General features: G+C 51.7%; 25 protein-coding genes. 9 read left to right on the top strand and 16 right to left on the bottom strand.

What is annotated here, in order from left to right; all coding sequences use genetic code 11:
* Positions 1–148 precede the first annotated feature (148 nt).
* Complete coding sequence (mutL, locus tag ABTW62_RS10415; RefSeq protein WP_430904513.1) at positions 149–1,939, bottom strand: DNA mismatch repair endonuclease MutL; 1,791 nt, start codon at positions 1,937–1,939, stop codon at positions 149–151.
* 572 nt (positions 1,940–2,511) lie between these two features.
* Here mutL and rpiA point away from each other — a divergent pair.
* From rpiA to ppx, 3 genes are all read left to right on the top strand, one after another.
* Positions 2,512–3,171 (top strand): ribose-5-phosphate isomerase RpiA, encoded by a 660-nt coding sequence (gene rpiA, locus ABTW62_RS10410; protein WP_430904512.1) that lies wholly within the window; start codon positions 2,512–2,514, stop codon positions 3,169–3,171.
* A 152-nt stretch (positions 3,172–3,323) separates the two neighbouring features.
* Positions 3,324–4,031, top strand: coding sequence for a phosphate signaling complex protein PhoU (phoU, locus tag ABTW62_RS10405; RefSeq protein ID WP_430904511.1), 708 nt, complete (start codon positions 3,324–3,326; stop codon positions 4,029–4,031).
* A gap of 30 nt (positions 4,032–4,061) precedes the next feature.
* The gene (gene ppx / locus ABTW62_RS10400) at positions 4,062–5,582 is read left to right on the top strand and encodes an exopolyphosphatase (protein WP_430904510.1); all 1,521 of its coding nucleotides are present in this window, start codon (positions 4,062–4,064) and stop codon (positions 5,580–5,582) included.
* A gap of 336 nt (positions 5,583–5,918) precedes the next feature.
* Here ppx and ABTW62_RS10395 read toward each other — a convergent pair whose 3' ends face one another.
* From ABTW62_RS10395 to ABTW62_RS10370, 6 genes are all read right to left on the bottom strand, one after another.
* The gene (locus ABTW62_RS10395) at positions 5,919–6,368 is read right to left on the bottom strand and encodes a type IV pilin protein (protein WP_430904509.1); all 450 of its coding nucleotides are present in this window, start codon (positions 6,366–6,368) and stop codon (positions 5,919–5,921) included.
* A 33-nt stretch (positions 6,369–6,401) separates the two neighbouring features.
* On the bottom strand, positions 6,402–9,794 hold the full coding sequence (locus ABTW62_RS10390; RefSeq protein ID WP_430904508.1) for a pilus assembly protein: 3,393 nt from the start codon (positions 9,792–9,794) through the stop codon (positions 6,402–6,404).
* Positions 9,795–9,819: 25 nt separating this feature from the next.
* Entirely contained in the window at positions 9,820–10,380 is a 561-nt protein-coding gene (locus ABTW62_RS10385; protein WP_430904507.1) for a pilus assembly PilX family protein, read from the bottom strand.
* Positions 10,381–10,514: 134 nt separating this feature from the next.
* Positions 10,515–11,555 carry a PilW family protein gene (locus ABTW62_RS10380; RefSeq protein ID WP_430904506.1) on the bottom strand — a complete coding sequence of 347 codons (1,041 nt, stop codon included), beginning with the start codon at positions 11,553–11,555 and terminating at the stop codon, positions 10,515–10,517.
* A gap of 7 nt (positions 11,556–11,562) precedes the next feature.
* Positions 11,563–12,006 carry a type IV pilus modification protein PilV gene (pilV, locus tag ABTW62_RS10375; RefSeq protein WP_430904505.1) on the bottom strand — a complete coding sequence of 148 codons (444 nt, stop codon included), beginning with the start codon at positions 12,004–12,006 and terminating at the stop codon, positions 11,563–11,565.
* Positions 12,000–12,524 carry a GspH/FimT family pseudopilin gene (locus ABTW62_RS10370; protein WP_430904515.1) on the bottom strand — a complete coding sequence of 175 codons (525 nt, stop codon included), beginning with the start codon at positions 12,522–12,524 and terminating at the stop codon, positions 12,000–12,002. Before ABTW62_RS10370 ends, pilV begins: the two co-directional genes overlap by 7 nt.
* A 401-nt stretch (positions 12,525–12,925) precedes the next feature.
* On the opposite strand from ABTW62_RS10370, the gene ABTW62_RS10365 reads away from it, so the two are divergent.
* Positions 12,926–14,167 carry a hypothetical protein gene (locus tag ABTW62_RS10365; RefSeq protein ID WP_430904504.1) on the top strand — a complete coding sequence of 414 codons (1,242 nt, stop codon included), beginning with the start codon at positions 12,926–12,928 and terminating at the stop codon, positions 14,165–14,167.
* Positions 14,168–14,308: 141 nt separating this feature from the next.
* Here the strand turns inward: ABTW62_RS10365 and ABTW62_RS10360 are convergent, their stop codons facing one another.
* Positions 14,309–14,992, bottom strand: a complete 684-nt coding sequence (locus tag ABTW62_RS10360) for a Spy/CpxP family protein refolding chaperone (protein ID WP_430904503.1) — start codon at positions 14,990–14,992, stop codon at positions 14,309–14,311.
* A gap of 252 nt (positions 14,993–15,244) precedes the next feature.
* Between ABTW62_RS10360 and ligA the strand changes: the two genes are divergently transcribed.
* Genes ligA through def form a run of 4 tightly spaced genes read left to right on the top strand, consistent with a single transcriptional unit; the run spans position 15,245 to position 19,146 of the window.
* Positions 15,245–17,287 (top strand): NAD-dependent DNA ligase LigA, encoded by a 2,043-nt coding sequence (gene ligA, locus ABTW62_RS10355; RefSeq protein ID WP_430904502.1) that lies wholly within the window; start codon positions 15,245–15,247, stop codon positions 17,285–17,287.
* 13 nt (positions 17,288–17,300) lie between these two features.
* The gene (locus ABTW62_RS10350) at positions 17,301–17,846 is read left to right on the top strand and encodes a hypoxanthine-guanine phosphoribosyltransferase (RefSeq protein WP_430904501.1); all 546 of its coding nucleotides are present in this window, start codon (positions 17,301–17,303) and stop codon (positions 17,844–17,846) included.
* Between the two features lie 18 nt (positions 17,847–17,864).
* On the top strand, positions 17,865–18,611 hold the full coding sequence (locus tag ABTW62_RS10345) for an S-methyl-5'-thioinosine phosphorylase (RefSeq protein ID WP_430904500.1): 747 nt from the start codon (positions 17,865–17,867) through the stop codon (positions 18,609–18,611).
* Positions 18,601–19,146: a peptide deformylase gene (gene def / locus ABTW62_RS10340; protein WP_430904499.1), complete on the top strand. Its 546-nt coding sequence runs from the start codon at positions 18,601–18,603 to the stop codon at positions 19,144–19,146. Before ABTW62_RS10345 ends, def begins: the two co-directional genes overlap by 11 nt.
* 20 nt (positions 19,147–19,166) lie before the next feature.
* Here def and hemJ read toward each other — a convergent pair whose 3' ends face one another.
* Positions 19,167–19,580, bottom strand: a complete 414-nt coding sequence (gene hemJ / locus ABTW62_RS10335) for a protoporphyrinogen oxidase HemJ (RefSeq protein WP_430904498.1) — start codon at positions 19,578–19,580, stop codon at positions 19,167–19,169.
* A 378-nt stretch (positions 19,581–19,958) separates the two neighbouring features.
* Entirely contained in the window at positions 19,959–20,171 is a 213-nt protein-coding gene (locus ABTW62_RS10330) for a hypothetical protein (RefSeq protein WP_430904497.1), read from the bottom strand.
* Between the two features lie 151 nt (positions 20,172–20,322).
* On the opposite strand from ABTW62_RS10330, the gene ABTW62_RS10325 reads away from it, so the two are divergent.
* Complete coding sequence (locus tag ABTW62_RS10325) at positions 20,323–20,763, top strand: hypothetical protein (RefSeq protein WP_430904496.1); 441 nt, start codon at positions 20,323–20,325, stop codon at positions 20,761–20,763.
* On the opposite strand, the gene ABTW62_RS10320 is transcribed toward ABTW62_RS10325, so the two are convergent.
* From ABTW62_RS10320 to ABTW62_RS10295, 6 genes are all read right to left on the bottom strand, one after another.
* The gene (locus ABTW62_RS10320; protein ID WP_430904495.1) at positions 20,745–20,954 is read right to left on the bottom strand and encodes a CsbD family protein; all 210 of its coding nucleotides are present in this window, start codon (positions 20,952–20,954) and stop codon (positions 20,745–20,747) included. The two genes, ABTW62_RS10325 and ABTW62_RS10320, sit on opposite strands and share 19 nt — an antisense overlap.
* A gap of 32 nt (positions 20,955–20,986) precedes the next feature.
* Positions 20,987–21,574 (bottom strand): BON domain-containing protein, encoded by a 588-nt coding sequence (locus ABTW62_RS10315; RefSeq protein ID WP_430904494.1) that lies wholly within the window; start codon positions 21,572–21,574, stop codon positions 20,987–20,989.
* Between the two features lie 764 nt (positions 21,575–22,338).
* On the bottom strand, positions 22,339–22,494 hold the full coding sequence (locus ABTW62_RS10310) for a hypothetical protein (RefSeq protein WP_430904492.1): 156 nt from the start codon (positions 22,492–22,494) through the stop codon (positions 22,339–22,341).
* 180 nt (positions 22,495–22,674) lie between these two features.
* The gene (locus ABTW62_RS10305; RefSeq protein ID WP_430904491.1) at positions 22,675–22,869 is read right to left on the bottom strand and encodes a CsbD family protein; all 195 of its coding nucleotides are present in this window, start codon (positions 22,867–22,869) and stop codon (positions 22,675–22,677) included.
* Positions 22,870–23,066: 197 nt separating this feature from the next.
* Positions 23,067–23,627 (bottom strand): IS66 family transposase, encoded by a 561-nt coding sequence (locus ABTW62_RS10300; protein WP_430904514.1) that lies wholly within the window; start codon positions 23,625–23,627, stop codon positions 23,067–23,069.
* The gene (locus ABTW62_RS10295; protein WP_430904490.1) at positions 23,570–24,472 is read right to left on the bottom strand and encodes an IS66 family transposase; all 903 of its coding nucleotides are present in this window, start codon (positions 24,470–24,472) and stop codon (positions 23,570–23,572) included. Before ABTW62_RS10295 ends, ABTW62_RS10300 begins: the two co-directional genes overlap by 58 nt.
* Positions 24,473–24,871: the final 399 nt, after the last annotated feature.

Here is a 24,871-nt window from a genome sequence, read left to right as displayed (position 1 = left end):
TAACATCAGACGGAAAGTGCGCAAGCGCAGACGGAATCATTCCATGTCCCAACACCCCCGCGGCAAGGCCCTGCGAACCATGTTGCCATCCAGATGCGTTTCGGCAACAATACATCGCTACAACTGGCATGACGCTGAAGCCGCAGGTTTATTTCCCACGCATGAACATCTTATCCAGTTCGGCAAGACTGATCTCAAACCAGGTTGGTCGGCCGTGATTGCATTGATCGGAACGCTCGGTCGCTTCCATTTTACGGAGCAGCTCATTCATTTCGGTGATTGTCATGACTCGATTGGCACGTACGGCACCATGGCAGGCCATGGTAGCCAACAGCTCGTTACGACGGGCCGTAAGCAACTGATCCGGGTTCCCTTCCCTGATTTCGTTCAATATATCGCGTACCAGTTTTTCGATATCCGCGTGCTGCAATATGGCCGGGACTGCGCGCACAACCAGCGTCGTTGCCGAGAGCACGGTCAATTCCAACCCCAGCTTCTGCAAAGCCGCCTGATTCTCCTCAACCGTGGCAATATCCAGGCTATCTGCATGGAATGTAACCGGTATCAACAACCTCTGCGTGGGCAGCGCCTGCTGGTCCATTTTCGATTTAAGCGTTTCATAAACAATTCTTTCATGGGCGGCATGCATATCGACAATGATCAGACCCTGCGCATTTTGGGCCAGGATATAAATGCCATGCAGCTGCCCCAAGGCAAAACCCAATGGCGGAATATTTGCTGAGGATTCCCTCGGCATGGGCTGGCCAGGTTCAGTTTGCCTGTGGGCTTCATCACCAAACAGGACCTGATAAAAAGTGGCAGGCTGCGCAAGCGCATTGGACGGCAGATTCGACTGCCGGAGATAACCCGCGCCGGCATGACCCTGATGATCCGGCCGGATTACGGCAGAAGATGGTTCGGGTGAAACTGTTGGCTGTGCCTTGATCGCACTGCGTGGGGATGCCAAAGCCTTGCTCACACCATGATAGATAAACTGGTGCACTGCGCGCCCATCACGAAAACGTACCTCGATTTTGGTCGGATGGACATTGACATCGACCGACTCTGGCTCGACATCGAGATACAGGACGAACGCCGGATGGCGATCCAAATGCAGCACATCACGGTAAGCTTCCCGCAGAGCGTGAGTAATCAGCTTATCCCTGACAAAGCGGCCGTTGACAAAAAAATATTGCATATCGCGCGTGGCGCGTGAGTAAGCCGGCAACGCAAGCATGCCCTGCAAACCAATGCCTGCTGAGCGCTCACCGACCCAGGTCGCAGCTTGCGCAAATTCTTCACCCAACACTTCACGCACACGCCGTTCACATGCCATCGCTTGCCAGTGACTGCGCAATTTGCCGTTATGCCGCAGGGTGAAAGCAATGCCAGCATGAGACAGTGCCATGCGCCGGAACACTTCTTCGCAATGCGCAAATTCGGTCGCCTCGGTTTTGAGAAATTTTCGACGTGCTGGCAAGTTAAAGAAAAGATCCCGGATTTCCAGAGTCGTGCCAACCGGATGAGAAGCCGGTTCAGGCTGAGAAATCTGCCCGCCTTCCGCCTGGATCTGCCAGGCATGTTGCGCGTCTGATCGCTGACTGACGAGCTGCAAATATGATACGGAAGCGATGCTGGCCAGACCTTCTCCACGAAAACCCAGGCTGGTTATTTTCTGCAAATCCACCTGATTGCTGATCTTGCTGGTTGCGTGACGCATGAGAGCCAGTGATAGTTCATCGCTGGGAATTCCCATGCCATTGTCACTGACACGAATCTGTTTGAGTCCCCCTTGTGCAATCGTTACCGCAATATCGGTTGCACCGGCATCGATGGCATTCTCCAGGAGCTCTTTCAGCACAGAAGCCGGGCGCTCGATCACCTCCCCGGCTGCAATTTGATTGATCAGACCATCTGGGAGCAGTTTGATTGCGCTCATCTCCTCCCCCGTTCAACTGCCAGTTCACGCCTTGGAAATATCAAAATCAGCCTTTCCCTGTTTCAACATAAATGATGTGATGACACTGTGGCAAGTGCCGGCAAAGCACGATTGCCATCACAGCTTTGATTGATTCAATCATTATACTCGCCTGAAGTTATGGTACGCTTAAAGCTACGGGTATTTAACCTGGGAGACTGTCCAAGAATAGACTGATCTACTGCGGACGATTCTGGCTGGCTGGATTTTCCGATCCTTTTCGTTGAATAGAACGACTATTCGCCTCAAATGATCGAAAAATCCAACTCAACCAGCCTCGCCCTCGCTACGATCGCTATTCTCGGACAGCCTCCTAGCCGGGAGTAAGCCGGACAGAGGGGACGCTGGTCAGCAAGTGCAAGCGGGAAAAAGCCATGATTTGAGTTGTCTGGTGCAACAATCATCGCGCCACCGAGACCGAAGCACCGAAGCAAAAGATGATTCATTTACCCCCCAATCCGGCAAGCTCCTCAATGCGCCGGCATCATTCTTCCACTTGATGCCGGGTTTCAGGGATTAGCCATAAAATTATCATGACACAAGACGAACAAAAACAGGCGGTCGCTCAGGCTGCCATACAACATGTGCCGGTTGGCAGCGTGATCGGCGTCGGCACTGGTTCAACAGCCAATCTTTTTATTGATGAACTGGCCAAGATCAAGCACAAAATCGAAGGCGCGGTAGCCAGCTCCGAAGCGACTGCTGAGCGTCTCAAAAAGCACGGGATTGACGTCCTGGACCTTAACTCTGTCTCGGATTTGCCGGTCTATGTGGACGGCGCGGATGAGATCACCCGCCACTTGCATATGATCAAAGGAGGCGGTGGCGCCTTGACGCGTGAAAAAATCGTGGCCGCAGTCGCCAGAAGATTCATATGCATTGCTGATCAAACCAAACTGGTCGATATATTGGGGAAATTCCCCCTGCCTATCGAGGTCATACCGATGGCGCGCAGTTATGTAGCACGTGAAATTGCATTGCTGGGCGGACAGCCGGCATTGCGTCAAGGATTCAAAACCGATAACGGCAACGTCATCCTAGATGTGCATAATCTTCAAATCATGAACCCGGTCGAGCTGGAAACCACGCTCAACCAAATGACGGGCGTTGTAACCAACGGACTATTTGCCAGAAAAGGTGCCGATCTATTGCTGCTGGGCACCGATCACGGCGTGGAGACCATCACGGTTTGACCGGCTGTCGAGAATGCATGGCAGCGAAGCGAGCGGATTGCACGGCTCGCTGCCATGGTTCACGCGTATCTTCCTGGTACAGCAGCCTTTGCAATAAAAGCATCATCATTTGCACATAAAATCGCATAATCGCTTCCCTGCAGGGTCCAAAAATGAACCACAAAGAGCATATTTCAAAAAAATTTGACGCCGACCTAGAAGATGTTCGCACGCGTGTATTACAAATGGGAGGACTGGTTGAGGAACAGATCGAACACGCCATCGAGGCATTGACTGAAGGCAATGAACACATGATCGAACAGGTGATCGACAACGATCATCGTGTCAACGCCATGGAAGTCAAAATCGATGAGCTCTGCTGCCAGATCATCGCACGCAGACAACCCGCTGCCGGTGATCTGCGCATGATTATGACCGTCATCAATACCATCACCGATCTGGAACGAATGGGAGACGAAGCCGCGAAAATCGCGCGCATGGCAAAGCTGATTTATTCCGCCGATCGCATGTACGTCCCGCGCTTTGTTGAAATCAAGCATATCGCCAACATCGCCATTAACATGCTGCACAAGGCACTCGACGCTTTCGCCCGGCTGGATCCGAATGCCTCGGCAGAAATCGTGCGTCAGGATGAACAAGTGGATGAAGAGTTCCGCTCGATTATTCGCCAATTGATCACTTTCATGATGGAAGACCCCCGCAAGATCTCTACCGCGATCGAAATTCTTTTTGCGGCCAAGGCGATCGAACGAATCGGTGATCATGCGAAGAACATGTCTGAGTACGTGGTTTACATGGTCAAAGGCAAGGATGTACGTCATGTCACGGCAGATGAACTCGAACATGAAATAAGAAAATAAGCCTCCTTAACCGCGCACAAGTCAACAGTCATGCATGAATACTCAACGCTTGCCGCAGTTGATTTAGGTTCCAACAGCTTTCACTTGCAAGTGGCACGGGTCGTGGACAAGCAGCTTTATCCACTGGACAGTCTGAAAGAAATGGTACAGCTCGCGGCTGGACTCTCCGCCGACAAAATGCTCGATGAAGCGTCCCAGAGTCGTGCAATTGCCTGCCTTGAACGCTTTGGCGAGCGCTTGCGTGGTTTTCCGCTACATGCGGTTCGGGTGGTCGGTACAAATTCGCTGCGCGTTGCCAGAAATGCAGCCAGTTTTCTCGATAAAGCCGAGCAGGTACTGGGCTTTCCAATTGAAATCATCGCCGGTCATGAGGAAGCGCGCCTCATTTACCTGGGTGTCGCGCATAGCCTGCCGGCTGCCGATAACAATCGGTTTGTCATCGATATCGGGGGAGGCTCGACCGAACTCATTATCGGCCACCAACTGGAATCCAGAAAACTGGAAAGCCTTTATTTCGGCTGTATCAATCACAGCCTGCGATTTTTTCCTGATGGAAAAATCACCAAAGGGGCGATGAAGCGTGCGGAGCTCGCTGCACGTACAGAGCTGCAAGCGGTCTCAGCCGAGTTCTCTTCTACCCACTGGCAGGAAGCCTATGGCGCATCCGGTACCGCACGCGCGATCGCCCGCATTCTCAAGCTGAATAACTATCAAGAAAATGGCGACGACGAATCCATTACACCAGCTGGGCTGGAAAGGCTGCGCGAAACGCTGATCAAAATCGGTGATACCAAGAAACTCAGCCTCAACGGATTGAATCCCAGGCGCAAACAAGTGATTGCAGGTGGATTTGCCATCCTGTCAGCAGCCTTCACCGAACTGCGCATCGAGCGCATGGCAGTCACGACCGGCGCACTCCGCCTGGGTGTGCTCTATGACATGCTGGGCCGCTTCCACAAGGAAGACATGAGGGAAGTATCCGTGCAGGAATTTATGCAACGCTATCGGATCGATCCGGTTCAGGCTGCCCGCATCGAATCGCTGGCGATATTCTTCGGCAAGCAGCTGTTGGCCCACCACCCCGACGAAGAAGAAGCGGAAGATGCCCTGAAACTGCTAGCCTGGGCAGCTCGTCTGCATGAAATCGGCATTTCAGTCGCGCATACCGACTATCACAAACATTCGGCCTATATTCTCGACAATGCGGATATTCCCGGTTTCTCCAGAATGGAACAAAGACAGCTTAGCCAGCTGGTACTCTCACACCAGGGTTCACTGACCAAGGTCAGGGATTTTCTCGCCGATCCCATTGATCTCTCCCGTTCAATCGCCTTGCGATTAGCGGCCATTTTTCATCGCAGCCGCACACACATTGACTTGCCGGAAATGTCATTATCGATCGGCAACCAATGCTGCCGGCTATGCATCCCGCAAACATGGCTGGAATGCAACCCATTGACCGAGACCCTGCTGAGTAGTGAAACCGAGGCATGGTCCAAAGTCGACATCAATTTCCGCATCGCGGATCCTTCCGGCAGGAAACCTGCCTGATCCCACTAAAGCTAGGAGGCTGTCCGAGAATAGCGATCGCAGCAAGGGCGAGGCTGGTTGAGCGGGATTTTTCGATCATTTGAGGCGAATAGTCATTCTATTCAACGAAAAGGATCGGAAAATCCAGCCAGCCAGAATCGTCCGCAGTAGATCAGTCTATTCTCGGACAGCCTCCTAGCACTCCGTTCCGTCAATTAGCTTACAAATGAAATCGATGGATTCGCCTGCCAGGCTAGGCGCAAACCGCAGTCATAGCCGTAGCTATGGCGAGGATTTGCAACAACGCATGACAGGCGAAGGCACGATTTCATGTAAGCGGTTTGGCGGAACGGAGTGCTAGCGCTGCCAGCATTCTGCAGCGGTCACCGTTGCGCTTGCGTCAGCACCTCTTGCACCCGTGTGTGTCAGCGTCAGCATGCCGCAAATGTCATCGGCCATGCCGCCCACCGGGATCGCCTCCAGGGTGTAGGCGTTGTGCGTCGGCATCGCTGATGCAAACTGAATCCTGTATTTGGCCACACCTGCTCTGGGCGCCTGTGTCACTGCCAGCACAAACATGTCGCCAGCACTATTTCGATCGTAACGATTTGCCTCAGTAAAATTTCGTTCCAATGATTGCGCCATCTCCAGGAGGATGACCTTGGCTTCCGACCGGTGCACACGCCGGACATGTTCCTGATAGGCAGGATAGGCGAGCGAGGCAAGGATACCGGTCACTGCCACTACAATCAGGAGTTCAATCAAAGTAAATCCACTATTTTTGGCTTGCATCCAGGCAAATACCATTTTGCGCCCTCCCTATGCGGATCTAAAAGTCTGTCACTGTATCTGTTTCCAGGATCGGCGCGGCCAAGGTGCAGGGTTGCGGATGATGATAGTTTCCACCCCCCCCGAAGTGGTCGCCGCCAGGATATGAATGGAACCGCCCGCGTCCATCACGACCGGTTGCCCGCGTATGCCCTCTGAACCCATGCCGGCCACCCTGTCGTCATCACTGTCGAATCGGCCATCGGCATTGGTATCGAATTGGGGCACGGTCGGCATGCCCCCGGTCTCAGCGTCCAACAGCATGACCCAATGTCGGCCACCCGCTTCGCATGGATCACGGGAAGGAATCAGCGTCGTGAAAACAATCCGTCCGTGACTCAATACTGGCATCATGACTGTACGCTCCCCGTCCGGCGCCGCCATCGAGGGCGCCAGCAAATCGATATACCAACCACGCTTGGCCTGCCAGTTGACACTCTCATTCGACACACTTCGTTTAGCTGAAGCCGTCGCCGTTTCAGTCGTAATCGTCTGCGCCTGCAACACGCTGCGGTCTGTTTCTGGAATTCTACTGCCGTTGTCCCAGATTCCGTAAAGACTCTGCACCCGTGTATCACTACGGTCTCCTGCAGCCATAAACTGGCCGGTGCCAAAAAAGATGGCATACCCGCCACCAGTATGGTAGCCAATCTCCAGCGGGGATGTGATGGGCTGCACCTGATTGTCCGCGTTTCTGGCTGTAAACAAGGGATGGTTGCTGCTGCCGGATTGATACGCCACACCCCATTGGGCTGGATCGCTATGCGATAGATCGAACTTCCAAACATTGCCTTGCAGATCTCCGGCATAGACGATATCGATGCGCTTGTCGCCATTGCTATCGACCAGCGCCGGGCTGGAAAGACCGTTATGGATACTGGCATTGGTGGCAATTTTCTTGATCAGTTCACCAGTCTGCAGGTTGACGATCAATAAATAAGCCTGGTCACTGTCGCTGTTATAGCCATTGCCGATAATCGCGGCCCAGTCACCATTATTCAACAGCGCAATCTTTGCCTGACCATAGACATATCCCAAATCGGGATCGGAAAACTCCCAGAGCACGGATGCTGCAGAAAAACTTTCTGGGGTGGTAATATCCAGTGCGAATACAGTTTTTCCACCACCGCCCAATGTTCCCAGCAGAATCGTCTTCCAGCCACTCGGCACACCCATATAGGCATCGCCGGCATAAGCGTTGCCATCGACATAAGGGCGGTATGCATAATCGGGTGAAGTAAGCCGGCTCAGATTTGCATAAACCGATTCGGGAACGTAAGCGAACAGTTCTTTGCCGGTTCCGGCATGAAAAGCATGCAGCATGCCATCGTTGGCACCGGCATAGATGACCGGCGTACGACTGGTATTCATATGGACGTAGGCAGGATAGGAGGCCTGACCGGGCATGTCCGCAGGGAAAGCACCATAACCGAAATCCAGGGCCTGCACGTACAATAAATCAGAATTGACGATCGCACCCAGCACACCATTGTCACGCTGACGCAACATGCCACCCCGATTCACTTCAGCGGTTTGATCACCGCGCAACCAATTTAGGCGTGACGCTCCCAATCCATCGTTGTCCCCTGCCATATTTGTATTCAGGGCCAGCTGCTGCTGAACAGATAGCTGGGTAAAGTTGGCTGCGGTAAATGCCAGGCCCTGTGCGCCATTGCGCGTGTAGACCGAACGGCTGGCATGCCCTGGCAATTGCCCAGAGGCTTCCCAGCGCATGGCGCCGGGCGATGCGTCAGACGCCAGAGTGAATGCAAAAAGTTGGCCGCTCCAATCCGAACTGTTGAATTTGGCCTGATAGACTTGCGCATCACCGGCAGCGCGGCTGGAATTGGTCGTGACTGCGGCAGTCCCTGAATCCACGCCGACAAACCCTGGATTGAGAGCATCATGCATTCTGCCAGCAGAAGAGAGGAGATCAAAGGCACTGAAAAACCTGCCGCGACTGTTGACTGCGGCATGCCAAAGATCATCGATTTTCTCGGCATAGTGGTGATCGGGCATCGGATCAGGCCAGCTCTCCAGCCCGCTCGGCAAGCCGGTGCGTGTCCCGTAAGCATCCACCCCAATCACGAAATTCACCATATGCTGCCAGAAGGCTGGATTCCTGGCATTGATCGGCACCTTGTTCTCAAGATCAGGCCGTAGATCATTTTTCCAGTAGTGCATCGCCACATCGGCGAGCGTATCACTGTAACCATCCGCATAAGGCAAGGCGGGTTCATACTGATAGGTCGCTGGCGCAGCATGGGGTCGATGATGGGTATGACTCGGGCCAGCCGTATTGTCCGCATTGCCTATCCCGGCAGGCGCCACGCCATTCCAACCACCATCTGTCACCAGGATATGGTAATTCTGCCGGCATGCTGCCTGGATACCGCCACTCTGGCCTGGTGTGTCGCTCCACGGACCTTGATCATCGGTACGCATCAAATACCGGCCGACATTATTCATGGCCTGTCGCAAAGGTGAATTCAGTGTCGAGATAGTGTGCCCGTAGAGCATATTGTAGAAAGCGTCTCGATGTGCATCGGAAAATTCCCTGACACCAGTAACCAGCGTTTCCGTTGTCCGCCCATCCACATTGCCGCTGCCCTGGTTGATGGCAGCAAACCCCACACGCGCATTGTCGCCTTGAGTGGCGAACACCCGCCCCACTACCGCCCGTGCCAGCAAAATACGGGAGCGGTAATAGGTATACCAGTTCGCGAAATTCTGAATTTCTTCCGCATAGCTGCAAACAGGCGCTGCGGCACAATCAGTTCTGTCAGGGCCGCTATCGTAATACGGTCGAGCGGCTTTGATTTCAATCCGGGAATAACTGCCAGCAGCGTTGATAGCCCCACCGTGGTACTGAAAATAAACTGCGGGAAAGAAAGTGCGAGTCTCTGCCGACCCGCCGCTGCCACTATCGAGCCAGTCAGCATGCTGGGTGTTGTCCGCAAGCAAATCCCGGCAGCCTGCACCTGTATTGTATGGATTATGCGCTGCACAGACTGTGTCTGCGTCACGCATCAACGTACCATCTGCCTGGCTCCAGGGAAGATAGCGAACAGCTGGATCATAGTAGACCTTGTTGATGGCGCTGGTACGCAGCATGGCGGCGCGCCAATTGTCTGGATCAAAATCGACCACCCGGTTGGCATGGTCATCCCCGCCATAAACACCCACCGCTCTCGGGTAAACAAAACGCACATCCTCCACAATCAACCCTTCGGGCACAATTTCCGACTGCATCGAACCTGAATCATCTAACGTTACAATGATGTTCGGATCAATGGCTGGCATCAAGGACAGCGGCACATCGACCAGGGGCAGAGCAGCCAATGCCTGCAGTGGCATCCATAGCAGCCATCCCCCTGTCAAATAGCATCCAGCTGTAGCTGGCATATTCTTCCCGGCTGACACCATAGGCCTATCGTTGATAAGTGCTCTGCAATAACACCACAGCCGACCGGGTTCCGCCCACCCCTCGGGCAATGATGCGAAACAGGTTCGCATGCGCTGAAGTGCCGGATTGCTGTGCACTGCCGCCTGATCCCATGACAGGCACACTCACCAGTTGCTCGATCACATATCTTGGCTGACTGGTTACATCATCGACAATGCCCTCAGCCAGCCTGCCATGGAGCTCCCATTCAGACCAGCCAACAGGATCCGGTGCCGGCGCAAATACATAATGATAAAGACCACCAGACCCATCAAAAGCTGGCAGCGCGGCTTGTTGCAAGTATGCTTCTGCCGAACGCAATGCGGCTTCCGCTGCCTGGAAGGCCATTGTTTCATCGCGCAGATTACCTGCCATTCTTTCTTCCAGCAGTGTTCCCTGCAGGGCACTCGTTCCCAGAAAGGTCAGGACAATCAGAAAGATGAGACCTGTCAGCAGCACGATGCCACGTTGTGTGCAAGGAAACGTTGCCATTTTATCCACAATCATTGATCCGGCCTTGCCAGCCCGGTTGGTCGCAATTCGCATACCCCACATTTTTTATCAGAAGAACAAGTTTTCGACTTCATATTCATCTTGTTTATGGTGGGGATGGCGCTACCACGCCCTGTCTCGTGACTTGGAAACCGTATATTTCAGCCTGCTCAACCAATATTCCCAGATCAGGAAGTCCGGTTACGCAGCGCGATCACTGTTGAGAATGTCCGCCTGAGCCGCCGATCCGTAGCTGTGGTCGTCAGACCGTTGAAGCGATAGGTTTGCGGATAGCTGACTATCCCGTCCTCCAATGACTGCATCAGTAGGCTGATGCGCACGCTGACCACAGTCCCCCAGTCCACCACCTGATCAGCAGACCGGTAAACATCCGCCGACCGGTTCCCATCCAGATCCTCTCCATACTGAATTTGCATATTCTGTACCCCTTCTATCAGTTCCTCAGCGGCCATCGTTCCCCTTTTCCAATACAGGGCTGGCATTTTGTTGGGGTTGTTTCGGATGTAGTAAGTGCGTGTCTGCATGCGCATCACTTCGCCATCGGGATATGTTTTGCCCAAAGCCCGGGTCCGGTTACCCGGCGCACCCGTTCCGGTATCATGCGCCAGAATATCCTGCCCCGCAGACACATACCTATGCGTGACCTGAAAAATGGCAGCGGCAACACAGTCAGCCACCAATACAATATCGCCGACTTCCAGCCCGCCGCCTGCCGATACCTTGAGATCGGCCGCACCGGGCGGGTTACTCTCCGGATGTGACAGGACTCGATTTTCACCCCCATCAACACCCCGCACGACAATAATATCCCGCCCGCCCAGGGGGCTCGGTATCGTGCCGGCCGAAGATGGCAATGCTGGCATCCAGGCACTCGACCCAATGGCCTCAAACCCTTCCAACGGCAAACCAAAGTTCCATAAAAAATCTGTGGCGTTATCCAAAGTGTTGTTGAGTCCCGCATCACTTCCTCCACACCCTTGATAACCTGCCATACGTATATCCCTGGATAGAATCTGAAATGCGTAACGCGCATTTTCCTGAATTCTTGCCAGCGCCTCGTTGACACGGTAAGTGCGCTGACTGGAAAATAACATCACACTCAGTCCCTCCAGCAGCACCAGTCCAATCGTCAGCGCCACCATCATCTCAACCAACGTCAACCCCCGTTCCTTGCGGATAAATGTTCGAATACCCGCACACCGGCTCATGACGTCTTCACAACCGAGTTGCCATGACCAGTTGCTGAGCAGGCAAGGCACCACGGCTGTCATCCCATTGAATGGTAATGGTCACTTTATTGCTGGCGTCCACATCGATCGCACCAGTTCCGGCAGGCAAGCTTAATGCCAACTCATTCAGCCACTGGATCAAGTCCTGCTCCGGAATCGTACTGCCAGCAGGCTTGGCTGCGCCAATCGCAAGGTTATAGTAACCCTGGCCGGCTTCGCCCCGATTGGCCCGCATACTGTCCAGCATGCTGTAGGCCAGCATGGAGGCCATCGAACGGAAACTCGCGCTTTGGCTGTAGGTCAGCCCTATCGATTGCAAACCTGCCAATCCAAGCAGACCGACTCCCAGAATGATAACTGTCACCAGGATTTCCAGCAGACTGAAGCCTGCCTGCATCGCCTGATGGGTGCGCTGTTTTAATTTCAGCATGTGAACGCCACGCCATCCACTCTTGGCCGGCCCGAATGATTGATGATGATTCTTCGCCCTTGGTCGGCATGACAAAGATAGAACGAGCCGTTCGGCAAATTTCCACTGCCGCGACTGCGCCCGTTTGGCAGGAATGAGATCCAGTTCTTGAACTGGTTATCGGCCTTGAGTGTCATGCCGTGCAGTCCCGTAAAGACCCTCAGCACCTGGTCACCGGCATCAATCGTGCCAACCTTACCGCCATCGCTGAAAATCAACCATCCATTCTGCCAGTCACCCGTGTCGATGCAGCTGCCACCATCCGCACTTTTACAGATAGTAACCCTCATACCCCGCTTCACCGCCTCGGAGCGGGTGTAATGAAGCGAGGCCAGTAATTCATTGGCCCGCGCAGACAGTTGTGTCCGCGCCATCAATGTTTGATAACCCGGCACGGCAATGGAGACCAGAAGAGCAACAAGGCTGAGAGTAATCATCTGCTCCAGCAGGGTGAAGCCTTTGGGAATAGATTCAGTCATCACGGTTCAATATCCCTATTATGCGTGAAAAAAACTGTTTCTTCGGAAATGCCGCATGCAATCCACCGGATCCGTCGCGACCATGACAACATTTCTATCGGCCCGAACATGGGGTGCATAGCTGCGCTAACGACTTATGCACCAGGGTTCTTTAGATTTTTGTATAGCGGCTGATTCGATTACCCTCAGCGACTTCGATTCCAGTTAAAGTCTTTATATTTACTTGTCGATAATAGAGATCGGAGGATTTTATTTTATCAATTGCACATACATTTTCTTCTGATTTTGAATACTCTTTAACCAGACACCCATCAGCACTCAATTTCTGGGAATTCAAGAAGCACAAGGAAAGACATTTGAGAAGAAATGTAAAACATGTGTTTTAAATGGAGCTTTATTAAATGATAACAACGCAATTCGGTGATTCGGATAAATATCCAGCGCTGACGGGTCATCAAAAAAGCAAGAATCAGATATTGAATGGTATGGATAACGGTTTTATCAACCTGCTTATTGGTGATGTGGCGTTCATGCGCAATCACTCTAAAGGCGGCAACGATACATTACTAGGTGGAAATAACAGTGACGGTGGCATTTTAGTCAATGGCCTCATAGGCGACTCTGGGCTGATGTTCAATCACTCGCAAGGCGGTAATGATACGCTTTTGGGCGGCAACAACAGTCATGGCGGTTTACTAGTTAACGGCCTAGCCGGTGATTCTGGCGTGATGTTCAATCATGCCAAAGGTGGTAACGATGTGCTGACCGGTGGTAATAACATCAATGGTGCCGTTATCAATGGACTGGCAGGTGATGCGGCGCTGATGTTCGATCATTCCAAAGGCGGCAATGACGTGCTGGTTGGCGGCGATAATGCAGGTGTCGGGAGCGTCATAAATATCCTGACCGGCGATGCTTTAGGGATGTTTAACCACGCCAAGGGTGGTAATGATGAGTTAATTGGCGGAAATAATCTTGGTGCAGGGCATGTCGTCAATATTCTTGCTGGTGATGCCTTGATTATGTCAGGTCATGCTAAAGGCGGCAACGACATACTTCGGGGCGGAGATGGTAATGGCGAGATTGGGAATACCGTCACCAATTATCTGTATGGCGATGCCAGAGAAATCAGCGTTTCTATTACTATCGACGAGATCCTGGACAAGTTCAATGAACTGACAGGCATCAACAGCAACGACATCCTGAACACTGCCATGGATCGTCTTCCCGACAATATTGCCGGCATAAATTTTTCTGAATTCGCTGCCAGCATCGAAAGCAAGCTTAATCTCAACAAGAAAGCGCATGTCAAGGCCGGCAATGACATTCTGATCAGTGGAACCAACGCAACCGATCATATGTGGGGAGATTTTGGCGACCCTAGCATTACGCAGGGCGGCGCGGATACTTTTGTTTTCTTGAATAACTTTGGCAATGATTTTATTTATGATTTTCGCCAAAGCGATGGAGATCAGATCATATTTGCTGTCACTGGTGTGTCGGCTTTTGATGATCTGGCTATCGAAGACAATGGTGTTAATACCACCATCACAGTCGATGTTGACGGAACAGCCCATGGCACGGTCACCTTGGTTGGGGTTTCCGGAGTGGATCTATCAGGAGATATCGGCTTTGTTTTCTAATTTTGTCATCAAACGGCCTCTTTGCAGGCCAGGCCGATAACGCATCGCTTCAACAAACAAAATGTACAAAAGGGCAGAAAGCCAATCACGGCCTTCTGCCCTGCTTCACATACATGCATTTTTTGTTACATCTGATGCGACTCAATGATCATGATCATCATGACTCATTTCCATCGATTGCAGTTGTTTCAGTTGCTCGGTTGTCAGCACTTCATGCACTGCTTTTCGTTCCCGAACATGGTGTTTGACCATGGCGCTGAATTCCTTCACATGCGTTTTTCCAAGCTCATGTATGGTTTCTTCGTCACTTCCGGGATCCATAATCGCTTTGCGGAGCGCTTTCATGCTCTGCTTCATACTTTCTTTAAGGCGCTTATGTTCCTTATCGTCCTTCATGTGCTGGCGTGCGATTTTCCCAAGCTGCTCATCTGAAAGCCCGAGCTCATCGGCATGGGTAGCGACAACATGCGCATAACCATGGTGCCCATGTTCCTTGTCTTTCTTGGCTTTCTTGTCACCACGCTTATCGCCACCATGCTTACCACCGCCATGTTTACCACCACCATGACCGCCGTGAGCGTCCTGACCACCGTGACCGCCGTGACCAGCATGATCTGCCTGACCTTGTCTTTTCCTGCCCTCCCCTCGGCCTTCACCGCGGCCTTCACGCTCCTGATGCTGATGCGCTTCAGCCACAATAAGCGGTCTGACTTGGTCCTGACTGGGGGACAGATCCATCATGGAAGACGTGGCCGAAGTCGCCCAAGCGGAAGTTGCGAACAAGGCACCCACCAAAAGGGACAGACTGGTCGATCTGATATTCATAATTGTTCCTCCTGTTTTAGAAAGCGTGGAAATACAATATCACAGCTTATAGGGTATGCCGCACAAATTTAGCAATACCAACAACATCAAATCTGAAATACCAGATTGCACGAAATATGCATTTTTCCGGCAGCATGTTACAGCCTTGCCTCCCTTGGATTGATCGGCAAGCGAATCGACTCTGTACCCTGTTTGCGGGATGGCTATAATCGTACATCCTGAACACATTATCAACCATCACCCGCGGCACTCATGGACTCTGACAAAACAATCAAAGAGCATTTACAGGCTTTGCGCGCGGAAATTGCCGCGCATGATTATCGCTACTACGTACAAGATGCGCCCACCATTCCGGATGCGGAATACGATCGGCTGTTCCGAACGCTACAGCAGCTTGAACAACAATACCCTCACCTGATCACACCGGATTCTCCCACCCAGCGGGTGGGGGCGCCACCATTGAAGGCATTTGGTCAACTCGCGCATCACACCCCAATGCTGTCTCTGACCAACGCATTCACCGAGCACGAAGTCAGGGCTTTTGACCGGCGCATCCGGGATGCATTTGCTATCGATCTGGTCGACTATGCAGTCGAACCCAAATTCGATGGCCTGGCTGTCAATCTGATTTACGAAGACGGCATTTTCACAAAAGGCGCCACCCGCGGGGATGGTTACACCGGGGAAGACATCACTTTGAATCTGCGCACCATCCCATCCATTCCGCTGCGATTGCAAACCTCACATGCAGAAGGTCTGCTAGAGGTACGCGGCGAGGTGATTATGCTAAAAGCTGATTTTGAACGTCTGAATCAACAGCAGCAGCAAAAAGGTGAAAAAAACTTCGTCAATCCGCGTAATGCCGCCGCCGGATCATTGCGCCAACTCGATTCTGCCATCACTGCCACACGCAAGCTGACCTTCTATGCATATGGAATAGGCACCAATCAGGTTAACAACCTGGTTCTCAGCCAACATAGTGAGATCCTCGCCTACTTGGTATCACAACGATTCCTGGTCGCACAGGAAAGTGTCACCGCCACCGGCATCGACGCATTATTGGCCTACTATCATAAAATACAGGCAATGCGCGCATCGCTGCCTTACGACATCGATGGCGTCGTCTACAAAGTAGACCATTTGTCACAACAGGAAAAGCTGGGGTATGTCTCGCGCGCACCGCGCTTCGCCGTTGCCCATAAATTTCCGGCACAGGAAGCCGTGACCGAGTTACTCGCCATAGAAATTCAGGTGGGACGAACCGGTGCCATGACACCCGTCGCGCGGCTTGCGCCGGTTTTTGTGGGCGGCGTAACGGTCACCAACGCCACACTGCATAACGAAGATGAAATTCAGCGAAAACAGATCGCAATCGGCGATAAAGTCATCGTCCGGCGGGCGGGAGATGTCATCCCGGAGGTTGTCGCAGCCGTACCCGGAGAGCGTTCATCAACCGCTCAGCCTTTTGTCATGCCGGTCCATTGCCCTGTATGCGGATCGAAAGCAGTACGTCTGCCGGGAGAAGCAGTCACCCGTTGCAGCGGTGGCTTATTCTGCCCCGCGCAACGAAAACAAGCCATTCTCCATTTCGCCGCTCGCCGTGCCGTGGATATCGATGGGCTGGGTGAAAAACTGGTCGATCAGCTGATCGAGCGCGACCTTGTCCGAACCCCCGCCGACTTATACCGATTGGATGTCAAGACCTTGTCGCAACTGGAGCGCATGGCCGACAAATCCGCCTGCAACCTGATCGCGGCAATCGAACAAAGCAAACAAACCATTTTCCCGCGCTTTATTTACGCACTCGGTATCCGCCATGTCGGCGAGGCAACGGCCAAAGCGCTCGCGCGCCATGCCGGCACCCTTGACCAACTCATGTGCATGCCGCTGGGACAATTGCAGCAAATTCCGGATATTGGTCCGGTCGTCGCGCAAAGCATCGAGGATTTCTTCGCCGAACCACACAACCGGGAAGTCATCGAACAGCTGCGCCAAAGCGGCCTACGCTGGGAAGAAGGCAGCAATGCTGTCAAACCACCATCCGCCCGCGATAATCCGGCGATTGCCGGCAAAGTCTTTGTGCTGACCGGCGCCCTGCCAAGCATGACCAGGGAAGATGCCAAAAACCGGATCGAACAGCTAGGCGGCAAAGTGACCGGCAGCGTCTCCACCAGGACAGACTATGTCGTAGCTGGCGCAGATCCTGGCAGTAAATACACCAAAGCCATCGAACTGGGCGTGCCTGTTCTCGATGAGTCACAACTGTTACACTTACTTCAAGGCCTCCCCACATAAGGAGCACGCATTCATGGCAGAAAACCCGACCCCACAGCATATTCTCGAACAGTCAGAACAACTCTGTACGGCACAGGAACTGGCAAGCATCATCGGACAGATGGCGCAGGATATCTCTAAAACACTATCGGACCAATGCCCGGTAGTGCTCTGTGTGATGAACGGTGCAGTCATTTTTACCGGGCACCTGTTACCCCAGCTGAATTTCCCCTTGTATTTCAGTTATGTGCATGGCACCCGCTATCATGAAACGACCCGGGGTGGCGAACTAAGCTGGAAAGTTGCGCCCCCAGACGATCTCAAAGACCAGGTAGTACTGGTTCTGGATGATGTGCTGGATGAAGGATGGACCCTGGCTGCGATCCGCGAACGCGTGATAAAAAATGGCGCGCGTGCATTTTATAGTGCCGTACTAGTAGACAAAATAATCGCCAGAGACAAACCCTTGCAAGCCGATTTTGTTGGCATCACTTTACCTGATCGTTATATTTTCGGCTTTGGCATGGATATACATGGCATGTGGCGGAACTTGCCCACGATTTACGCTTTGAAACAATAAACTCTTATCAGGACGATTATGATTGCAATTATTGGTGGCAGCGGCATGAACAAACTCACCGGGTTGGAAGAGTTGCACCGCCAGATTATGAGAACCCCCTACGGCGAACCTTCCAGCCCGCTGCTATTCGGAACGATCAATGGTCAGGAAATTGTATTCCTGTCAAGACATGGATACGGTCACACCATTCCCCCACACGCAGTCAATTACCGTGCCAACATGTGGGCCCTGAATGCCTTGCAGGCTGACCGGGTGATCGCGATCGCATCAGTGGGCGGAATTCGCGCGGATCTGGAACCCGGAATAATTGCCATCCCCGACCAGATTATCGATTACACCTACGACCGGAAATTCACTTACTTTGACGGCACCAACAAAGCCGTCACCCATACCGATTTCACGCAACCTTACTGCCCTATTGGACGCGCCAGCATTTTGCGCGCAGCCCGGCATGCCGGCGAAAGCGTCATCGACGGTGGTGTATATGCCGCCACACAAGGCCCCAGGCTCGAAACCGCAGCCGAGATCAACCGCCTGGAACGGGATGGCGCGGATATGGTAGGTATGACCGGCATGCCGGAAGCAATACTGGCCAGAGAACTGGGCCTCTCTTATGCCACCATTGCGGCTGTTGCCAACCACGCAGCCGGACGAGGAGAAAGCACCCAGGCCATCCCTTTGGAAACGGTTTATACGGTTCTGGAAGAATCGATGGTACATGTCAGAAACATTCTCGAACATCTGGTACAAGACTATGGCGATTAAGTCGGTCTTGAAAATGGGTGATCCGCGTCTGTTGCAGCCTGCCCAGCGGGTCGAGCAGCTGCATACGCCGGCGCTTGCAACACTGCTCCAGGACATGCAAGACACAATGGCCGCTCTGAATGGCGCAGGACTGGCTGCCCCACAAATCGGGGTCGGTTTGCAAGTGGTTATTTTCGGAGTTGAGGACAATGCCCGCTACCCGGATGCCGAGCCTGTACCCTTTACCGTATTGATCAATCCAGTGCTCACACCCTTGACTGAACAAAAGGAAGAAGACTGGGAAGGTTGTTTGAGTATACCCGGAATGCGCGGGCTGGTGCCGCGCTATACCCGGTTACGCTATCAAGGCGTAGATCCCTACGGCGACCCCATCGATAGAATCGCCAGCGGATTTCATGCTCGCGTCGTACAACATGAATGCGACCACCTGAATGGAGTACTTTACCCCATGCGGATCACGGATTTACGCAAGTTTGGTTATACCGATACGCTGTTTCCAGGGCAAGCGCTCGCGGATGCGGATGCGGATGAGTGATCGCATACCCCGCCCTAACTCTACCAGGGCTTAACCACGACCAGTATCACAACTGCAAACAACACCAATACCGGTAGCTCGTTGAACCAGCGATAGTAAACATGGCCATGCCGGTTACGATCATGCTTGAAGTCGAGCAGCAACTTGCCACAATAGACATGGTAAGCAACCAGTACCGCCACCAGCGCCAGCTTGGCATGCAGCCAGCCACCTGAAAAGCCGTAGCCGAGCCATAACCAGGTACCGAACACAATAGTCAGCAACGCGCCAGGCGTCATAATTCCATAATAAAGCTTACGTTCCATCACCTTGAAACGTTCATTCCCTGGCTGATCGTTACACATTGCGTGGTAGACAAATAATCGTGGCAAATAGAACAGGCCAGCAAACCAGGTGACCATGAAAATTATATGTAATGATTTAACCCAAAGCATGGATAATCCTTAAGAAAACAAGTATGGTTAGATCAATGGACATGGATCGGCAATCGGTCCAGGCCGTGGCTGCGTTGCGCGCACCATGCTGAAATCGCAGTCAGCGATGACACAGTCTGCAGCGCGCCGCAACACAACCTATCAAACAGCAAGGCGCGAAGCAAGCATCATATGCCAACGATTGCCGGCATGCAGGTAATATTGCAAGGAGAACAGCACCATGTATGGGAATAGGCTCTGGAACCTGGTAACGCTTGTTTTGTTGATCATTTTCTCACCCGTAGCCGCAGGAAAATTTTACACGGGAGACCCGGATAATTATCGCCACCAGCTCAGAAATCTTCGGCCCGGCGACCAGTTGCTGCTCACACCCGGGCACTACCAACGCGGCCTCCCCATCCACCACCTCCGCGGAGAGTCACACGCCCCCATTATCATCACCGGACCAGAAACCGGCAAGCGCGCCCCGTCTTCCTGGGACGACGTGGCCACAATACAGTCAGCATCATCGATACGCAGCATGTCATCCTGCGCAACATCGAGATCGACGGGCAACATCTGCCGGTAGATGGCGTGAAATGCGAAGGACATGCAAACTTGGGCGCATCACATCACGCTCGAAAACTTATTGATTCATCGCCATGATCATAACCAATAGATCGTCGGCATCTCGACCAAATGTCCGGCCTGGAACTGGACGATCCGCCACAATATCATCCAGGGCGCAGGGACTGGAATATATTTGGGCAATTCAGATGGCAGCGCACCCTTTATCGCAGGACTGATTGAATACAATCTTATTACCCAAACCCTGGGCTATAACCTGCAAATCAAGCACCAGCGGCCACGGCCCAACCTTGCCGGCATGCCGGTGGGAGACCAGGTCACGACTATCCGGCACAATGTCTTTAGCAAGGCAGACCCGCCCCGCAATCCAAGCAGCCCCAGACCCAATGTCCTGCTCGGTCACTGGCCGCTCACGGGGCGTGGAGAAAATGACCGTTATCTCGTTTACAGTAATTTTTTCTACCAGAACCCACAGGAATCCCTGTTTCAGGGGGGAAGGACTGGCCATAACATTATACCTGGCCACGATAGAAAATTGCTTGCACAGCATGCCGCTTACGCGGCATGCTGCTCTGCTTTGCAGCAGGAGGAAATCACTTATTTAGTGTCTTTTTGACTTTTTTCCCATTCAGCAATTTGATCTTCCGCTTCTTCCTTACTGATTCCATAGGCTTCTTGGATTTTACCAGCCAAATTCTCACGCTTCCCAGCAACTGTATCTAAGTGGTCGTCAGTAAGTTTTCCCCATTTCTCCCGGATCTTACCTTTGAATTGTTTCCAGTTACCTTCAATTTGGTCCCAGTTCATTTTGTGTCTCCTTTTTTAAACTTAGCCGCGTTTTACTGTTTAATACTCATTTCATCTAAAACGTTTCTCACACCCTTGACTTCCTTGGCGATTTCAATTGCACGGTCAATCTGGATTTGATTTTCCACAAAACCGCTCAATTGAACTTCTCCATCTCGCGTCACTACACTGATATCAAGGCTCTTGATGTCAGGATCTTTGATGAGTGCAGCTTTTACTTTACTCGTGATAGCACTGTCATCCATCTTGGTGCCCACGCTGGTATCGTCAGTCTTAATGCTCATCTTATTTTCCACAGTTCTGACACCATCAATCCCCTGTGCAACCACTATCGCACGATCCATTTGATTCTGGTTGTCCACAAAACCACTTAGCTGAACATTACCCTTGCTTGTTTCCACCTTAATATCAAAGCTTTCCAAGCCGGAATCTCTAAGCAGAGCGGACTTTACTTTAGTGGTGATGACGCTATCATCGATTTCTGTTCCCAACGATTTTTTAGCCTCGCCTTCCGGTTCCGCGTCCCTACTCTCTGCGCATCCTACGATCGATAAACTACCGACCAACATGATGACCCAAATAATTAACCTGTTACCAATAACCATATTTTCCTCCGCCATTTTGGATCAATTTACAAATTTCTTGTAACTCCGGATTAAAGATATCTTGTTCTCACTCTTTAATTCCGTAGTTGTAATCATCCCAGTTATTTGTCATTTATTCTGTGCGCTGACACACATAACTGAATAAATTTAAAATTTGCAGCTGGCCACTACCTGTGATTGGTCAGACACGGCAGCATAACAGTGCAAGTACGCAATAAATGCCTGTCACAAATTCAACCCGGATATTTCGCCAGGCAGCCTGGCGAAATATCCGGAGGGTATAGCGTATATATAAGGGTAGCGAGTTTCTAGAATAATAAAGAAGGGTGTTTAGGGCTGAGCTACCAACACAATGTTTCGTAAACAACCCAGCACCAGTACTCCGTTCCGCCAAACCGCTTACATGAAATCGCGCCTTCGCCTGTCATGCGTTGTTGCAAATCCTCGCCATAGCTACGGCTATGACTGCGGCTTGCGCCTAGCCTGGCAGGCGAATCCATCGATTTCATTTGTAAGCTAATTGACGGAACGGCGTACTAGGAGGCTGTCCGAGAATAGCGATCGTAGCGAGGGCGGGGCTGGTTGAGTTGGATTTTTCGATCATTTGAGGCGAATAGTCGTTCTATTTAACGAAAAGGATCGGAAAATCCGGCCAATCAGGCTCGTCCACAGTAGATCAGTCTATTCTCGGACAGCCTTTTAGGTCACGTCTTACCTGACAAACCATTTGTTGGCTTCACATTGCGTTAAAACGCTTAAAAAAGGGCATCACACCAGCTTCAATCATCTTTATCGGGCACGACAATAATCGTTTCCTTGCTTCCAGGTTCACCCTGTGGACCTGGCGGGCCGGACCTACCCGAGCCAATCGACAAGCAGCTGGTTAATCCAGCTAGCATCATGGTAACTATAAACAGCTGTTTCAAGGGTTTCATTGGGTTTTCCTTTTTCAGATGATATCAACACAATCCTACCCACCAGACAACTTAAAGTAACGCTGTTGCACAACAAGACAAGTATTGATAATTATGCAAATCAACTGTTTATCAATACATACAGACGGAAAATGTTGTCCTCCAACACCCTCCGCCTGTAAATCCATGCGTTCAGAGTTTCTATTCTTTCTTAACAGCTTCTTCCATATCTGTGGCAGCCTCTTCCAGATTGCCAGCACCTTTTTGGATTTTACCTTCGACTTGCTTTTTCAGGCCCTTGGCCTGCTGCTCCTTACTGCCAACCAGCTTACCGGCTTCTTCCTGAATTTTCCCTGCGATGTCTTTTGCTTCGCCCTTTACTTGATTCTTGTTCATAATGAATTCCTAAATAATAAGTTGAATCATTTTACAAAACGAACCGTGGTTTGTTCGTGTGCCACTTCACTGAATCTTAAGCGGCTAACACTATAATAAGCTGAACGCATCACCCCTTCTGTGCGGTCGCTAACATAGCGATGGTATAAGGGCGTATGAATAAAAATACGCCCGACAAAAGGTAAAAAAAATCGTAACTACTCGCCCCATACCTTATGAGCCTCGCCCGCCAAAGCGATTTGAATGGCGATAAGCGGGTTGTATCCTCTATTGGCCATGGACTGCAGATAGCTTGAAATACGGCAATAGGCCTGCGCATAGTCGCTGACTCTGAAACAGCCCGAGACCTTTTGTTTGACTTTGGACATCCTCAAGTCCCGCTCTGCCCGATTATTGGTAAACGAGACATGCGGATCTTTGGCAAACAGAAGTACAGCCGCTTCATGAGTTTTCAGTCTTTCCCAGAGATTATGCGCATCAGATTTGGCAAGTTTGCCGCGCTTGCCGCTGGGTTTGGGGGGAATGACCGGCAGCTCTTTTTCGGCGCGCGTTAAAATATTCCGATAGCGCTTTTGCAAATTGGCCAACGCTTTATCGCCCAGTCGTTTTTCCGTGCTGCTGGAAACTTCTTTACAGGTTTCTTGTAGCAGGCGCTTCATATTACGCGCCCAGGCATAGCCATGCGCGTCAACGATAAAGGTCAGTTCGCGCAACAAATGCGAACCACACAGCCCGTGATTGCAGTCATGGTACGACAGATAAGATGACCAGCAGTCGTGAATAATGGCACCCCCGTAGCGTGGAATGATGTGTGTGCCTCAATGGCAGCTTTGCCCCGGTTCCGGTGCAAGAATTTGAGAGTAATGTCACCCGATGAATAGACGTGAATCCAGTGGTTTTTCATATCAACGCGAAAAGACGTTTCATCGACGTTGATTGCTGGCATATTGAGTAGCTTCTCTGTGGCCTGATACTCCCAATTTTCCAATGCCTGGTGCAGGCGAAGGACAAACTTGAGTAAGCTGGCTTCGGCGATCACAACGCCTATCATCGACTTTACCAGTTTTTGTACCCGGTTCAGGGCGACGATTTGCCCTACCAGCAAGTTAATCACAAAAGCCTTCAGGCCATCGCCATATTGTAGCGGGCCGTGTCTGTCCGACGGGAACAGGCCCTTCACCGTGGCATGGCAGGCCGGACAACGTTTGATTTCGGCATCCACGTGATCAATGACTTTCTCGAAGACAATGTCAATTTTGGTACGCCTTTCATGAGCCATGCAAGGCACATCGCTCAGGTCTTGCGCACAGACATCGCAGGTGTGAACTTGTGCAATTGTGACGGTTTCCTTTACGCGGGTATTCTTGGCCTGATTCCGGTTCTCACCTTTTCCCTTACCGTTACTGCCAGAATGGCTGAGTGCAGATTCATCCTTTGCGGTTTGTGATGAGGGTTTACTGGAATTGCCATTGTTTTTCTGAGTGCCGCGCTCAAGAAATATCGCCAGGATGAGTTCCACAATCATGAACAGGCTATTCATGATTGCTTGGCTTTCAGAGGTGATTTTTCCTTCGCCACCAAGACGATCAAAATCCGCTTTCAAGCGGTTAATCTCAGCTCTAACCGAAGTTTTATCCAGGCTCGCCCCGTTGATGTGAGTGAGTTATTATCAATGACTTCATCATAACACGGCTTTTTTTGACGCCTTGTAAGCAGACTGACGAGGCTAAAATGGGATCAGCCAGACAAAATGACTAAATTGTACTGGAAGCGGCTTATTCCTAAATTCAAAGGGTATGCCGCAGGAATTTCTCGGCATAGAACAGAATCAAATATTTCTCGCCCAAAAACCTGTCAAGTATTTTTTGAATTATTTTTGGAGGGGGCGAGTAGTTACAAAAAATCCACATTAAATTGTGAAGCAACACGCTAACAAGCATGTTGACCCGGTGCGCGACAAGCCCCGCCGTTCAAGGCGGGAAAGGATAGTGCGCGGCGCGGC

Origin of the sequence: Nitrosomonas sp. ANs5, assembly GCF_050584665.1 — a bacterium.
Taxonomy (GTDB): Bacteria; Pseudomonadota; Gammaproteobacteria; order Burkholderiales; family Nitrosomonadaceae; genus Nitrosomonas.
This window is presented reverse-complemented; position numbering and strand designations above follow the sequence as displayed.

Coding starts and splice junctions, on each gene's coding strand:
- mutL (WP_430904513.1), bottom strand. CDS start 1,939: ATGAGCGCAATCAAACTGCTCCCAGATGGTCTGATCAATCAAATTGCA.
- def (WP_430904499.1), top strand. CDS start 18,601: ATGGCGATTAAGTCGGTCTTGAAAATGGGTGATCCGCGTCTGTTGCAG.
- ABTW62_RS10370 (WP_430904515.1), bottom strand. CDS start 12,524: ATGACTGAATCTATTCCCAAAGGCTTCACCCTGCTGGAGCAGATGATT.
- phoU (WP_430904511.1), top strand. CDS start 3,324: ATGAACCACAAAGAGCATATTTCAAAAAAATTTGACGCCGACCTAGAA.
- ABTW62_RS10390 (WP_430904508.1), bottom strand. CDS start 9,794: ATGCCAGCTACAGCTGGATGCTATTTGACAGGGGGATGGCTGCTATGG.
- ABTW62_RS10305 (WP_430904491.1), bottom strand. CDS start 22,869: ATGAACAAGAATCAAGTAAAGGGCGAAGCAAAAGACATCGCAGGGAAA.
- ABTW62_RS10380 (WP_430904506.1), bottom strand. CDS start 11,555: ATGAGCCGGTGTGCGGGTATTCGAACATTTATCCGCAAGGAACGGGGG.
- ABTW62_RS10320 (WP_430904495.1), bottom strand. CDS start 20,954: ATGAACTGGGACCAAATTGAAGGTAACTGGAAACAATTCAAAGGTAAG.
- ABTW62_RS10330 (WP_430904497.1), bottom strand. CDS start 20,171: ATGTCCTTCGCATTTCACGCCATCTACCGGCAGATGTTGCCCGTCGAT.
- ABTW62_RS10350 (WP_430904501.1), top strand. CDS start 17,301: ATGGCAGAAAACCCGACCCCACAGCATATTCTCGAACAGTCAGAACAA.
- hemJ (WP_430904498.1), bottom strand. CDS start 19,580: ATGCTTTGGGTTAAATCATTACATATAATTTTCATGGTCACCTGGTTT.
- ABTW62_RS10365 (WP_430904504.1), top strand. CDS start 12,926: ATGATAACAACGCAATTCGGTGATTCGGATAAATATCCAGCGCTGACG.
- pilV (WP_430904505.1), bottom strand. CDS start 12,006: ATGCTGAAATTAAAACAGCGCACCCATCAGGCGATGCAGGCAGGCTTC.
- ABTW62_RS10385 (WP_430904507.1), bottom strand. CDS start 10,380: ATGCGAATTGCGACCAACCGGGCTGGCAAGGCCGGATCAATGATTGTG.
- ligA (WP_430904502.1), top strand. CDS start 15,245: ATGGACTCTGACAAAACAATCAAAGAGCATTTACAGGCTTTGCGCGCG.
- ABTW62_RS10360 (WP_430904503.1), bottom strand. CDS start 14,992: ATGAATATCAGATCGACCAGTCTGTCCCTTTTGGTGGGTGCCTTGTTC.
- ABTW62_RS10310 (WP_430904492.1), bottom strand. CDS start 22,494: ATGAAACCCTTGAAACAGCTGTTTATAGTTACCATGATGCTAGCTGGA.
- rpiA (WP_430904512.1), top strand. CDS start 2,512: ATGACACAAGACGAACAAAAACAGGCGGTCGCTCAGGCTGCCATACAA.
- ABTW62_RS10315 (WP_430904494.1), bottom strand. CDS start 21,574: ATGGCGGAGGAAAATATGGTTATTGGTAACAGGTTAATTATTTGGGTC.
- ABTW62_RS10395 (WP_430904509.1), bottom strand. CDS start 6,368: ATGGTATTTGCCTGGATGCAAGCCAAAAATAGTGGATTTACTTTGATT.
- ABTW62_RS10345 (WP_430904500.1), top strand. CDS start 17,865: ATGATTGCAATTATTGGTGGCAGCGGCATGAACAAACTCACCGGGTTG.
- ppx (WP_430904510.1), top strand. CDS start 4,062: ATGCATGAATACTCAACGCTTGCCGCAGTTGATTTAGGTTCCAACAGC.